The 13,085-nt window shown below is 50.1% G+C and carries 12 protein-coding genes and 1 pseudogene; 9 read left to right on the forward strand and 4 right to left on the reverse strand.

The annotated features are described in order from the left end of the window. Positions 1–49 precede the first annotated feature (49 nt). The 4 genes from AC6RNO_RS22695 to gap form a co-directional block, all read right to left on the reverse strand. Positions 50–1,063 (reverse strand): cytochrome d ubiquinol oxidase subunit II, encoded by a 1,014-nt coding sequence (locus AC6RNO_RS22695; protein ID WP_488435714.1) that lies wholly within the window; start codon positions 1,061–1,063, stop codon positions 50–52. Beyond that, positions 1,063–2,427, reverse strand: coding sequence for a cytochrome ubiquinol oxidase subunit I (locus tag AC6RNO_RS22700; protein WP_488435713.1), 1,365 nt, complete (start codon positions 2,425–2,427; stop codon positions 1,063–1,065). Before AC6RNO_RS22700 ends, AC6RNO_RS22695 begins: the two co-directional genes overlap by 1 nt. Positions 2,428–2,603: 176 nt before the next feature. Then, complete coding sequence (locus tag AC6RNO_RS22705) at positions 2,604–3,977, reverse strand: MFS transporter (RefSeq protein WP_488435712.1); 1,374 nt, start codon at positions 3,975–3,977, stop codon at positions 2,604–2,606. A 40-nt stretch (positions 3,978–4,017) separates the two neighbouring features. Beyond that, on the reverse strand, positions 4,018–5,028 hold the full coding sequence (gap, locus tag AC6RNO_RS22710; protein WP_474682877.1) for a type I glyceraldehyde-3-phosphate dehydrogenase: 1,011 nt from the start codon (positions 5,026–5,028) through the stop codon (positions 4,018–4,020). 222 nt (positions 5,029–5,250) lie between these two features. On the opposite strand from gap, the gene AC6RNO_RS22715 reads away from it, so the two are divergent. The 9 genes and pseudogenes from AC6RNO_RS22715 (at position 5,251) to AC6RNO_RS22755 (ending at position 13,083) form a co-directional block, all read left to right on the forward strand. Beyond that, positions 5,251–5,850: a TetR/AcrR family transcriptional regulator gene (locus tag AC6RNO_RS22715; RefSeq protein WP_474682878.1), complete on the forward strand. Its 600-nt coding sequence runs from the start codon at positions 5,251–5,253 to the stop codon at positions 5,848–5,850. A gap of 152 nt (positions 5,851–6,002) precedes the next feature. Beyond that, positions 6,003–6,452: pseudogene (locus tag AC6RNO_RS22720) on the forward strand (IS66 family transposase); the annotation flags it as partial. Positions 6,453–6,708: 256 nt separating this feature from the next. Beyond that, entirely contained in the window at positions 6,709–6,882 is a 174-nt protein-coding gene (locus AC6RNO_RS22725; protein WP_488435710.1) for a hypothetical protein, read from the forward strand. A gap of 252 nt (positions 6,883–7,134) precedes the next feature. Beyond that, the gene (locus AC6RNO_RS22730; protein WP_474682880.1) at positions 7,135–7,710 is read left to right on the forward strand and encodes a TetR/AcrR family transcriptional regulator; all 576 of its coding nucleotides are present in this window, start codon (positions 7,135–7,137) and stop codon (positions 7,708–7,710) included. After that, positions 7,707–8,687: an NAD-dependent epimerase/dehydratase family protein gene (locus tag AC6RNO_RS22735; RefSeq protein ID WP_474682881.1), complete on the forward strand. Its 981-nt coding sequence runs from the start codon at positions 7,707–7,709 to the stop codon at positions 8,685–8,687. Before AC6RNO_RS22730 ends, AC6RNO_RS22735 begins: the two co-directional genes overlap by 4 nt. Positions 8,688–8,928: 241 nt before the next feature. Beyond that, positions 8,929–9,177: a hypothetical protein gene (locus tag AC6RNO_RS22740; RefSeq protein WP_497106856.1), complete on the forward strand. Its 249-nt coding sequence runs from the start codon at positions 8,929–8,931 to the stop codon at positions 9,175–9,177. 59 nt (positions 9,178–9,236) lie between these two features. Further along, positions 9,237–9,596 carry an ABC transporter permease subunit gene (locus AC6RNO_RS22745; protein WP_488435708.1) on the forward strand — a complete coding sequence of 120 codons (360 nt, stop codon included), beginning with the start codon at positions 9,237–9,239 and terminating at the stop codon, positions 9,594–9,596. A 140-nt stretch (positions 9,597–9,736) separates the two neighbouring features. Continuing rightward, positions 9,737–11,293, forward strand: a complete 1,557-nt coding sequence (locus AC6RNO_RS22750; RefSeq protein WP_497106894.1) for a response regulator — start codon at positions 9,737–9,739, stop codon at positions 11,291–11,293. Continuing rightward, the gene (locus AC6RNO_RS22755) at positions 11,290–13,083 is read left to right on the forward strand and encodes a histidine kinase (protein ID WP_497106857.1); all 1,794 of its coding nucleotides are present in this window, start codon (positions 11,290–11,292) and stop codon (positions 13,081–13,083) included. Before AC6RNO_RS22750 ends, AC6RNO_RS22755 begins: the two co-directional genes overlap by 4 nt. The last annotated feature ends 2 nt before the right edge of the window (positions 13,084–13,085 follow it).

The following is a 13,085-nucleotide window of genomic DNA, read 5'->3' on the forward strand; positions in this document are numbered from 1 at the left end:
CTTTCACCAAACTCAACTCCTTTATGGTAATAGCCTGCGAGTAATCAGCCTACTTTTTCCCTTTCACGTAATCTGCATCGAACAGGAACAGCTTGAAAACCAAAATAAGGGAAGGAATCAACAGACACATGCCCCCGATAAATACGACAACCAGCGCGAAGCCCATTGAGGATGAGGTGACGCTGCTCTGAATCGTAATGTAGGGATCAAGAATATAGGGATACTGCCCGATCCCGTAAGCGAAAAAGGCACAGAAAAATTGCAGCATGATGCAAACAAATGCTAACCCATAGCGGCGGCCGCGGTATAACAGCCACATCGCAATCATGAAAAAGGCAACAGAAAGTGCAAGCAGCCACCATAAATCCATCATATTTTGATAATGTCGCTCATTGTGTTGCCCCAAATAGATAAAGGCCGTCAGGGCGATAATAATCGTCGGTGTGCTCCAGAACAGCGCGTAGGTCCGCATAAGCTTTAGCGCAGCTTGATCCTCTGCCCGTGAAGCGTAAAACGCCAGAAAACAGGCGCTAATAAACAAGACAGACACAATCGCCAATCCAACGATGCTCCACGACAATGGATTGGTAAATAAAGCCCAGTAATCCAGAGAAACCGTCTGATCCTGCTTCAAGATAAAGCCGCCTTCAGACAGGGCCAGCGCCACGGACAACGAAGCCGGGATCAGCAAACCCGATGCGCCGTACAAAAACAGATAGACGATATTATTTTTGGAACCATAGTTTTCAAATGCATAGAACGAACCGCGAATAGCAAGCAGCACGATTGCAATACTCCCCGGAACAAGCAGCGCCGAGCCATAGTAATAGGCTGTATCCGGAAAAAATCCGATCATGCCGATGTAGAAAAAGACAAAAAATACATTTGTGATCTCCCATACGGGTGACAAATAACGAGAAATCAGACGATTAATGAGGTGGTCCTGCTTGGTCAGGCGGGCATAAAAGGCAAAGAAACCGGCTCCAAAGTCGATGGAGGCTATAATAAGATACCCGTACAAAAACAGCCAAAGTACCGAAATCCCAATCAAATCGTAACTCATCAGGCATGCGCTTCCTTCCCTGTCCTCTTGTCGCCCGCATGCTGCGCCCACTTCTCCATCTCAGTTTCTGCCGGATTATTGTTGAATAAACGCCGAAGAACAAGAACACTAACCACGCCTAATACGATGTAAAGAAGAAGGAAGAGGAAAAAAAGAATTTTCACGCTTGGCGATGTCGTCGCCGCTTCTTCTACACGCATATATCCTCGTAAAATCCACGGCTGCCGCCCCAACTCAGCGTAAAACCAGCCCAGCTCGACTCCCAAAAATGCGAGCGGCGCACCTAAAGCAATAATGCGGAGCATCCATTTATTGTGCTCATTGCGTTTTTTCCAGAGTGTAAATAGGAAATACAGAACGGATATGCCCAACAATGCAAACCCGATGCCAGCCATCAAGTCAAAAAAGTAATGTACAAGGAGCGGAGGTTGTTCATCCGGAGGAAATTCATTCAGACCTGTTACTTTCGCGTTGAAGTTTCCAAAAGCCAGGAAGCTGAGAATCTTCGGCAGGTGAAGTGCGCCTATAATTTTATGTTCGGCATTAAGCCATCCTAATAAAATCAAATCCGCACCGCTCTCGGTCTCAAAATGCCATTCCCCAGCAGCCAGTTTTTCTGGTTGGTGTTCGGCCAAAAATTTGGCGGACACATCTCCAGCAAACGTGTTTAGCGCGCCGAACAACAGGACAACAGTCATCATAAGCTTCAGTGCTTTTTTGTGATATCCCGTAACGCCCTTTCTAAGCATCGTAAAGGCTGCTATTCCTGCTAGCAGAGCTGCTCCTGTGAGATAGGCCGAGCTTAATCCATGGAACACTTTGGAGAACGTCGCCGGATTCAGCATCGCTTGCACCGGGTTAACGGCTGTAAATTGTCCACCTTGCATGGTAAATCCCCCAGGTTGGTTCATAAAACCATTCACAGTCGTGATAAAAACAGCAGACATGCCTGCCCCTGCGACAATGGGGATTGTGAGCAGCCAATGAATATATGGGTTGTTGAACCGATCCCACGTATACAGATAAATGCCTAGAAAGATAGCTTCAAAAAAGAATGCAAATACCTCCATGAATAACGGAAGCGCAATAACGTTCCCCGCCAACTTCATAAAATTCGGCCACACCAATGCCAGTTGCAGTGAGATTGCCGTGCCTGTTACGACACCGACTGCGACGGATATAACAAACCCCTGCGCCCACCTCTTAGCCATTAGTGTGTAGTGAGAATCTTGCTTGCGGATGCCGATGAGCTCAGCAATCGCGATCATGAGAGGGATACCGACACCAATCGTCGCGAATATCATATGGAACCCTAGTGTCATTCCTGTCACCAGCTTGCTCCATAGTACCGTATCAATTCCCATTCCTTACTGCCTCCCTTCCAAAGCGATTTGTTATTTGAGTTGATTATATCTCTGTCCTCCAGCAGTTCAATCGCGGTCACATCTTCTCCCATATTCGTTCAAGAAAGGATCAATTCTTTCTGACAACTTGATGAAACCGATAACGTTTCAGCTCACCTTGCATGAGATGAAGAAAGCTACACGGCACTTTGGGCTAGTCGTCTCACGTACAGAAAAGCACATAAATTGGCCAAAACCGCTACCACGGCTAGTCCCCAGAATAGGTTTGCATACGCATGGCTAGGCGGAAGATGCTCTTGCCATTCCATTGCGCTAGACAAAATGGCAATGCTGAATGCGCCGCTGATAAACTGCATCAGTTGAAACAATCCCGTGCCTGAGCCAATTTGAGAAGAGGGCAATATGCACGAAATTTCGTTTGAAACGCTACTGCTGATGATAGCAAAGCCTAAGCTCATCAGCATGTACACGAACACATTCGCTACCCCAAATTGGGTACCCACTCCTGCAAACAATACGGCCGCCAATAGTACGAGTATAGGAGTCGTGCGCAACATACTGCTGTTTCCCCGCTTGTCGATCATTGCCCCGATCATTCTTGATAGCAGTGTGGACAAAATAGCCCCCGGAAAAATAACAAAACCGGCCTGACTTGCGCTCAAATCAAAATGTTTCAATAGCATTTGCGGCAACAAAAACAGCGTGGCAAAGTTGCATAAATAGGACAAGACCCCGATTAAGGCAAGCACAAGATAGCTTCTGTTAGCCAATAACGACGGAAGCACAAACGGGTGCTTCGCTCGGCGGATATGCAGAGAAAAGAAGAGCAGTCCCGAGATTCCGATCAACAAGGCAATGGGATGATAGTTGGTCAAAAATAGCAACAAACCCGCCGTACCGGCGCTCAAAGTCAATGCCCCCAGTAAATCAAAAGGGCGTTTGGGAAGCGACTCTTTTGGAATATACCGCACAAGCAGTGGGGCAATGCACAACAGCAAGGATGTAATTGCAAAAAGATATTTCCAACCCAGATATTGCACCACCAAGCCACCAATCACAGGACCAAGTCCAAACCCCAGTGATACTGAGGACATGATGAACGTCATCGATTTTCCCCGACGCGCCAACGGTACATAACGGGTCAGAAGCACGATGGACAAGGAGAGCGCCGCACCGGCACCGGCAGCTTGCACAACGCGGGCCGCAAGCAGCACCCAGAAATGGTTGCTCAGCATCGCCCCAACCGACGCGCCTCCTGTCAAAACCAGACTAATGGCGAACAACCTCTTCAACGGAACAAAATCAGACAACCGGCTGTAGGTGATCGAGGAGATGGCGAACATGATAGAATAGCCGGTGACCGTCAACGAAACGATGGATGATGGTAAGTTAAAAGAATGGTTTAAATCGTTTAACGCCAAATTAAACATGGACGTATTCATAGTGACCAACACAACGGTAATGCAAAGCAACGTAATTAGGACGCCTTCATGGGAAAGAAGGAGCACTTCGTTTTTCTCGACCTTCGTGTTGTGGAGTGCGTCCTTCATGGAATTTTCCTTCTTTCATCTTTTGATTTTGGAAAGTTATTTACTTAGCGATCTTAGCGAAGTGCTCCAGAGTGCGAACCAATTGAGCCGTGTAAGACATTTCATTATCGTACCAGGCTACGGTTTTCACCAGTTGCTGGTCCCCTACCGTCAGAACTTTTGTTTGAGTGGCATCAAAAAGTGATCCGAATGTCATCCCCTTAACATCGGAAGATACAATCTCGTCTTCCGTGTATCCGTATGTTTCCGGATCGGACGCTTCTTTCATAGCGGTGTTAATTTCCTCGACCGTTACCGTGGTATTTAAAACGGCAACGAGCTCAGTCACGGAACCTGTTGGTACAGGTACACGTTGGGATGCACCATCTAGTTTACCCTTCAGTTCCGGAAGAACCAGACCAATGGCTTTTGCGGCACCGGTGGAGTAGGGAACGATGTTCTCCGCAGAGGCGCGCGCAGCACGGAAGTCGCCTTTTGGATTCGGAGCGTCAAGCGTGTTTTGGTTGCTCGTATAAGCGTGAACTGTCGTCATTAGCCCAGATTGGATACCGAACTTATCGTGCAAAGCTTTAGCCATAGGGGCTAGGCAGTTCGTTGTGCAGGAAGCACCGGAAATAACCGTTTCCGTTCCGTCCAGCGTGTCGTGGTTAACGTTGTATACGATCGTTTTCATATCGCCTGTAGCAGGGGCGGAAATGACGACTTTCTTCGCTCCCCCTTTCAGGTGAAGCTCGGCTTTTTCTTTCGTGGTGAAGAAGCCTGTACATTCGAGAACGATGTCAACCCCAAGCTCTCCCCATGGAAGTTCTTCAGGATTCCGCGTAGCCAGAACCTTAACCTCTTTCCCGTTTACTTTGAAGGTTCCGTCATGGACTTCAATGTCACCGTGAAAAGTGCCTTGCGTTGTATCATATTTGAGCAGATGAGCCAACATTTTAGCGTTCGTAAGGTCGTTAATTGCTACAACCTCGACGCCTTCCACATCTTGAATTCGGCGAAAAGCGAGTCGTCCGATCCGTCCAAAACCGTTAATGCCTACTTTTACTGTCATTGAAAAATCCCCCTATAAGTTTTATTTATTCCAAACAGGCGAATGCCTGTCATGAAATCAAAATGGGCTCGACGCTATTTCATTCTGGACCGTCTTGTTTTAATATAAAAGGTACCGATCGGTATCTTTTATATTAGCATAATTCTAGTGAATGGCAAGGTCGGAATTGTGTATAATTTGTTTATAATAAATGGTTAGAATAAGGTTCATACGGAGGAGCTCATGAAAAAAGGGGACAGAACACGGGAACATATCATTATGAAATCGGCTGAAATTTTTAACCAGAGAGGATATGCCGGTACATCGCTAAATGATATTATTGCCGATACCGGAATCAAGAAGGGGGGCATATATCGACATTTTGCCAGTAAAGACGAGATTGCGCTTGAAGCATACAATTACGCTGCCAGTTTGGTCACCAGAAAATTTTCTGAGGCGGTCGATCAAGAGCAGTCCGCGTCAGGTCGGTTGATTGCTTTTTTTCGTGTCTATGAAGATGTTGTCAACAATCCACCATTTATTGGCGGATGCCCCATGCAAAATACGGCTGTAGAAAGTGACGATACTCATTCGGAGCTTTGTGATCAAGCAAGGCAAGGGCTGAATAACGTTTTGGATATGATGAAAATTATTATTCGTGACGGGATTAAAGCTGGGGAGTTTAAGGAAGATCTGGATTCGGATGCGCTTGCTTCATTTGCATTTTCTTTGTTGGAGGGAGGCATTTTGTTAAGCAAGTTGGATGGGGATAACAAGCACATGCTAATGAATATAACAATCTTCTCGTCCTATTTGCAGCAATGCTGCTTAAAGACCAGTTAAACTGTGGTGAACTGGCACATCGGAATAGAACTGGGTATAATCGAATGCTGTAACACCAAGGATTTGAACGTAGTTCCGAATTTGATCTTGGAAATGGAACTTTACCGATCCGGTACGTCTAAGTCCTCACAATCAACCGAAAACCATAGGGTGTGACGCTAGTTGGCTGCTGGGCACATGCCCGGCGCAAGTATGACGAAGCGCTCAAAGCCGCTCCCGAAGCCAACGGCAATCCGGAAACCGTTGCGGCCCAAGGGCTGGCGTATTGCAACCAGCTCTTTGCAATTGAACGAGAGTTGAAGGAATCGACGCCAGAGGAACGATACAAGGCCCGGGAAGAAAGCAGCCGTCCGGTGCTAGAAGCGTACCAGACATGGCTGCGTCAACAGAAGTCCCGGATTATGCCCAAAAGTCTGATCGGTCAGGCGATAGCGTACAGCCTGAACCAGTGGGACAAGCTGACGGCATTCCAGAAGGACGGACGGTTGGAGAGCGATCTGTTCGAACAATTGCCGCAACTTCCCGATCTCCAAGCACCGCAGGCCTTGGAACCGTTTATGCCGTGGTCTTTATCACTTCCGGTCACTTGCCGCACGCCATAATCTTCATCCATCATACACGGGCTCCCATCTGGCTGCTAGGTGGGGCCTATTTGACGTTCCTATCGCTGAAACTCTTATCTGAATTCCCGACAGCACAAGCTGTTCTTGACGTGTATGAAGCTGACTTGGCAAACAGATTTGAATTACTGTGTCCGAGTCGTTCGAGGAACTAGACTGTAGACAGAGCGAAGAAACTCATTGCGGCTGCTATACGGAATCCTTTTCGACAGGCACGTCAATAAAGCCCTATATTCAGATGCTTCTTCAATACAAAGAGCATCTATCCGCCATCGAAAGTGAGATAGCTGCACTCGCTGTTGAGATTGAAGAGTATCAGATTATCGAATCCATTCCCGGTATAGGTGGGAAAATCGTGGCAACGATTATTTCACCGCTGCAGGAAGATGTCGGCCACCAGCATGCCGCATAGAGAACGCCGCTTCTACGGGCCAACCACCTTCGGCATGCCATACTGTGCCAGACTTTGACGGCGGGAGCGCTCGACAAAAATGAGCACTCTGTGTTTGCCATAACCATCTGAATCTAGAGGAATTTTCAGCGTCCGTGCGGGAAACGGATGCAGTCGCGTCGGGAACTGGGGTTTTATCGGATGTCAGGAGGGTATCGGCACCAATATAGCATCGCTATAGACAAACCAATATAGCTGTGCTATATTGGCCACATGAATACACACGACACTCTGCTCAATGCGGCTTTACAAGTTCTCGAGGAAGAGGGCAAGGCACAGTTCTCGACACGCTCCGTCTGCGCAATTGCGAAGGTGACCGCACCGACGCTGTACCATCACTTCGGCAGCGCCGACGGGCTTCTGAGCGCCGCCATTACGGAAGCATTTGCACAGTTTCTCGAAAGCAAAAGGACTACCACCCAATCCTCCGATCCGGTGATGGCGCTACGCGAGGGCTGGGACGATTACGTGCGCTTCGCGGCGGCTCGTCCACGGCTCTACGCGGTGATGATGAGCCGCGTTCTCGACGACGCTGAAATTCCCGCCGCCGAGCAGGCCTTTGCGTTCCTGATCCAACGCATCGCGGCCATCGCCGCTGAGGGCCGGCTCAGGCCGACGGTGGAGGTGGCTGCCGATCTCATGTGGGCGTCTGCGAATGCTGCATCCCTACTTCACGTCACAGCTCGGCTACGCAAGGTGGTGCCACCCACTTCTGAGGTCCTGGAGCAAATCCGCGAGGGCGCCATACGGTCCATCCTAAATCCCGAACAGAAAGGACGAACACAATGAAAATTCTCGTCACGGGAGGCACCGGTCTGCTCGGCGGCCGCCTGATCACGAAGCTCGTGGAGGACGGTCACGAGATTTTCGCTCTCACACGCTCCACATCATCTCACGCCAAACTCAAGTCCATGGGTGCGACGCCAGTCGATGCCGATCTCGAAAGCAACACGCCACTCATATTGCCGGTGATTGATACGGTTGTGCACGCGGCCGCCCTGTTCCGCTTCTCAGGGCCTCGCGAACCCTTCTTCCGTACCAACGTCGATGGCACCGTAGCCTTGTTGAAGGCAGCTGAGTCCGCCGGTGCGAAGACATTCGTCTACATCAGCGCGGCGGGGATCCTCATGGATAATGGCGGTACGCCCATCCGCGACGCCGATGAAAGCGCGCCAACTTTCTCGAACCACTTCTCCGCCTACTTGGCGAGCAAGGCATGGGCCGAGCCATTGGTTCTGGCAGCCAACAAACCCGGCTTTCGCACCATCGCGCTCCGCCCACCGGCTATCTGGGGGCCTGGTGATCCGTTTAGTCGAGCGCTTCCCGAAGCAGTCAGATCTGGACAGTTCGCCTTCATCGACCGCGGCGACTACGCTTTTGCAACCTGCCACGTGGACAATGTGGTCGAAGCCATACAATGCGCTCTTGAACGCGGAGAAGGCGGTCATGCCTTCTTCATCAAAGACCAGGAAGGGCAGACTTTCCGTGAGTTCGTCTCCTCGCTCGCGAACTTGCAGGGCCTGTCCATCGATAAGCTGCGTTCGATGCCCTACTGGCTTGCCTCTGCCATTGGCCGGCTGCTCGACACTATCTGGGCCGTCACGCGGAAAGACGGCGATCCGCCGATCTCACGCTCGATGATACGCATGATCGGGCGTGAGTTCACAGTCAACGATGCCGCTGCACGTCGAGAGTTGGGCTATGTCGGAAGAACTTTGCGCGACGCCGGCTTGCAAAGCTATGAGGAACCATCTGCTCGACGATAGTGCTTTGGAGGGCGAACGACGGCAATCGCCGGCTAGTCGTTCTCTGGACTTGCTCTTTTTGTCGATGTGGCAGACAGCATCGAAGCCGTGGCGGCAAGCCGAGTCTGTAACTCATCACTATGTATAACTAAGGGGACGGATGGTCGCGTTCCTTGCTTATTACAGCCTTTCAGTCAAGAAAAAGAGAGCCGTATAGATAGGAGGAGAGTTTCGGCATGCTGATGAGCAAGAGTCAAAAGCTTTGGCTTCAAGCGTTGACTATACGGTACTGGTCATCCTTGCGGCATACTGTTTGTTTCCGTTTTTGTGGATGGCGGATACGGCATTGAAACCGCTGAATGAAGTGCGGACCGGCCAACCGACGTTTGCGATCAATCACCCGACCTTCGGCAATTTTTCCCGCGTCCTGCTGGAATCCAAATTTGTAACTTTTTTTAGCAACAGTTTGTATGTGGCTGCAACAACAACGGTTTTGTCGCTTATGATTTGATTTTTGCCGGGTATGCCCTAAGCCGCTTCAGCTCTTATCGCGGGGTCAAGGCGGTCAGCGTGACCATACTGTTGTCGCAGATGGTTCCGGGCGTGCTGCTGCTCATTCCTCTGTATCTGCTTATGATGAACATCATATTTCGCATCATCCTTCCGGTATCGATCCCGAGCCTGATTGCAACCGCACTGTTCGCCTTCGTGAACGCCTGGAACGAGTTTTTGTTCGGCTTTGTGTTCATTAACGATGAAGCGCACAGGACGCTCACGCCGGGAATTACCCTTTTTAAAGGGCTGTACACGACAGACTGGGGCAGTATTATGGCGGCGTCCGTGTTGTCAGTGATCCCGATAGTCATTTTGTTTATATTTATGCAGCGTTTTCTCATCGACGGGATGACCGCAGGCGCAGTGAAAGGGTAGGAGGAAATCATCACAAATTCATCATCAAATAACCCGAAAAATAGCAAATCCATCACATGTCAAGCAGCGGATGCACTGTGCTATAATGTATGTTGCAAGATTAAATATGGGAATTTTACGAAAAGGTGGAAAATGTGAAGATGACGGTTCGGGTTCCGCTGCTTGACGTTTTGCTGGTTGATGATGAGCCGCTTGTACTTGAAGGTCTGAAATTGATGGTGGATTGGGAAAAGCGCGGATTTCGCGTTTGCGGGGAAGCGACGGACGGCGAAGAAGCGCTGGCTTTCATCCGCAAGCGCTGTCCGCATGTCGTCGTGACGGATATTCAAATGCCTGGCCTGGGCGGGCTGCAGCTCATCGAACAATCCAAACAACTCCGGAATGCCCCTCGCAAGTTTATTATTCTTAGCGGCCACGAAGATTTTAATTTCGCTCAAATAGCCATGCGCCACAGCGTGAGCAACTATATTTTGAAACCGATCGACGAAGAAGAGATCGATAAGGTCCTTTTGAAGCTTCATATGGAAATTGCCGATGAGATGAAACGGACGGAGGGGATTTCGCGGGGGCGGGAGCTCTGGTTGAACCGCGCTATTCAGCGCATGCTGGGAGGAAAGCCTGATGCGAGGACCCTCAGCTGCGTCAAACGTTTGCTCGGCGTCGGAGACCGGGAGGAAATTGCTTGTATTGTGGTGAAGCAGACGGGGAGCAAAGCCGGGGACAGTGAGCTGCGCGCCTTGAAACATAACGTTCAAGCTTGGCTTGCGGCCCATTTTCCGGGGCAATTGCTCTGCCTATTTGCGGACGGTATCGGGCAGCTTGCGCTGATCGTCCGCGGCAAAGCGGGATCGCAGCAGGTGGCCGCCGGTCTTCTGTCCAACCAATCGTCTCTTTTTTCGGGAAGCCCGATTGCCGTTTATGCAAGCGAGAGCCGGCACGGCATCGAGTTTATCCAAGATGTGTATGAACAGGCTTCAGGAGCGCAAAGCAAGGAGCGCGATGTCGACATCAGCGATTCGGACTTGAAGCCGCTGCTTCAGGACATCGATAATGGCCGGACAGAAGAAATCCGCTGCCGGGTTCGCGAGCTTTTTGTGAAGTTCGGCGAAAGGCGGACGTCCATGGAAACGGTGAAGCTGTTCGTAGAGAACCTGAAGCTGGAGCTGATGAACATGGTGTCGGATATGACTGCCGACATTCATGTGTTTGGTCCGGAGCTGCTGTCCCTGGGCAGTCGCGAGCGTTTGGAAAGCATGCCGCAGCTTGAGCGCCAAGTGCTTGAGCTTTGCGGCTATTCCGCGCTGCATGTGCAGGAGTGGCGCCGGACGAACGCAGGCAATAAAATGCCGCAGCTTATTCACTATGTCAATAAGCATTACAATGAAAAGCTGCAATTGCAAACGGTTGCAGAGCAATTTCAGCTAAACCCGGTTTACCTGGGCCAGCTGTTCAAGAAAACGATCGGCATGCCGTTTAACGAATATATCCACGTCAAGCGGATTGAGGAAGCCAAGAGGCTGCTCAGACGCCCTTCGATGACCATATCGGAGGTGTCCGGCAGGATCGGCTACCAAGATACCGATTATTTTACAAGAAAGTTTAAAGCGCTTACAAATGAACTGCCCTCTTCCTATATGACAGCGAATCGTGCGGAATCCGCCAAACAGCCCCAATCGCGGAGGGAAGCTGCCGAATGAGAAATCCGCATCTTTTCAACAAAGTCAACGACATTCCGCTCAGCTATAAATTTATGTCCATTTATTTGTTTTGCGTCCTGCTTCCTGTCATTGTCATCAATATTTTGTTCTTCGAACGAATCTCCCAAAATATTAAAGCCAGGGAACTGCAAAACTTGGAGATTTCCCTGGACAGAGCGATGAAGGATTTGAATGGGCTGATCGAAGGGGCCGTAGCCATTAATCACGCGGTGGCGACGGACCGCATGCTGTACGAAGCTCTGGATAAGACGTACGGAAGCCCGGTGGAATTTTACGATGCGTACAACAGCCTGCTCAAAGACAAGGTCACCCACTTCATGCCGGTGAATACGCAAATCGACCAAATCAGCGTGTACACATCAAACCAAAGCATTCAAACCGGCGGGAGCTACTTCAAGCTGGACGAAAGCGTCGTGCGGAGCGAATGGTACAAAAGGTTTGCCGCTTCCCCGGGCAAGGTGCTGTTATACGCCTACAGGGATGCCGATCCCAACAAATACGGCTATTATGTTCCGCATCTAAGCATTATTTCCCGGTTGGAATCGTTCGGCGATGCCAATCTGTTCGCCAAAGTGCTGAAGATCGATCTGAATCTGAACAAATTTTACGATGTCCTGTCACGCGAGAAGGACTACATGCAGCTGTACCTGGTCAATGAAAATAACCGGATCGTCATTTCCTCCAAAGAAGGGTATCAGACCGATAAAAATGAGGCGTACGCCGTCTTTGAGCGCGACCGGCCGGATGCCGTGAGCGACAGCATGCTGTTTGAACGGCCGCTTGGCGGCGCTTCCTATATGAGCGGCTGGAGGGTCGTCGGTCTCGCGAGCACGGCCAGAATGGCGAATGCGCTGCAGGAATCGCGCAGCTTTATCGTGCTGCTTGCCGCCGCCAGCATGTTAATTACGTCCGTGCTGACGGCTGTCATGCTGCGTTCGTACCACTACAGGGTCAAGCGTTTGTCCAGACACATGGAGAAGATCAATAACGGCAAATTCGACCTGATCGAATTGAACGAAGGCCGGGATGAAATCGGCGAATTGATCCGCAATTTCAATCGAATGACCTCCAAAATCAACTCCCTCATTAACGATGTCTACAAGCTGGAAATCCAAAAGAAGGACTTGGAGCTGGAACGCATCCGCGCGGAGCTCAATTATTTGCAGAGCCAGATGAATCCGCATTTTTTATTCAACACCTTGAATGCGATGCTTGTGGTATGCACGAAAAACAATTACTCCGACATTACGGAAATTATCAAAAGCCTGTCCAAAATATTAAGGAGGCTGCTGAGCTGGAAGGACGACCTCGTGCCGCTGGAGGAGGAGGTTCTGTTTACCGAGATGTATTTGAAAATCGAAAAATTCCGCTTCGGCGATAAATTCAGCTACGAGTTTGCGGTGGATGAGGAGGCTTACGCCTGCAAGATTCCGAAAATGAGCATCCAGCCGCTCGTCGAAAATGCGTGCAAGCACGGTCTCCAGGCGGTCAAGAGCCCAGGCTTGATCCGCATCTCCATCCGGCTGAAAGCCGACAAGCTCCAAGTCAGCATTCGCGACAACGGCATCGGCATGGACAGCGATACGATCAGGAACATGATGATCAATATGACCAGCGAGTCGGAGGTGAGCGGGAATATCGGCCTCCGCAACGTCTACCGGCGGCTGAAGCTTTATTATGCGGAGCGGGTGCGGTTTCACATCAACAGTGCGCCGAATGAGGGAACCGAAATATTTTTCGAGCTTCCCCTGCTGCATCTCACGCATTGAAA

Source organism: Paenibacillus sp. sgz302190 (genome assembly GCF_059820445.1).

Bases quoted from the DNA above. Each gene is read 5' to 3' on its own strand.
- AC6RNO_RS22695 (WP_488435714.1), bottom strand. From the start codon at position 1,063: ATGAGTTACGATTTGATTGGGATTTCGGTACTTTGGCTGTTTTTGTAC.
- AC6RNO_RS22700 (WP_488435713.1), bottom strand. From the start codon at position 2,427: ATGGGAATTGATACGGTACTATGGAGCAAGCTGGTGACAGGAATGACA.
- AC6RNO_RS22705 (WP_488435712.1), bottom strand. From the start codon at position 3,977: ATGAAGGACGCACTCCACAACACGAAGGTCGAGAAAAACGAAGTGCTC.
- gap (WP_474682877.1), bottom strand. From the start codon at position 5,028: ATGACAGTAAAAGTAGGCATTAACGGTTTTGGACGGATCGGACGACTC.
- AC6RNO_RS22715 (WP_474682878.1), top strand. From the start codon at position 5,251: ATGAAAAAAGGGGACAGAACACGGGAACATATCATTATGAAATCGGCT.
- AC6RNO_RS22725 (WP_488435710.1), top strand. From the start codon at position 6,709: ATGCTTCTTCAATACAAAGAGCATCTATCCGCCATCGAAAGTGAGATA.
- AC6RNO_RS22730 (WP_474682880.1), top strand. From the start codon at position 7,135: ATGAATACACACGACACTCTGCTCAATGCGGCTTTACAAGTTCTCGAG.
- AC6RNO_RS22735 (WP_474682881.1), top strand. From the start codon at position 7,707: ATGAAAATTCTCGTCACGGGAGGCACCGGTCTGCTCGGCGGCCGCCTG.
- AC6RNO_RS22750 (WP_497106894.1), top strand. From the start codon at position 9,737: ATGACGGTTCGGGTTCCGCTGCTTGACGTTTTGCTGGTTGATGATGAG.
- AC6RNO_RS22755 (WP_497106857.1), top strand. From the start codon at position 11,290: ATGAGAAATCCGCATCTTTTCAACAAAGTCAACGACATTCCGCTCAGC.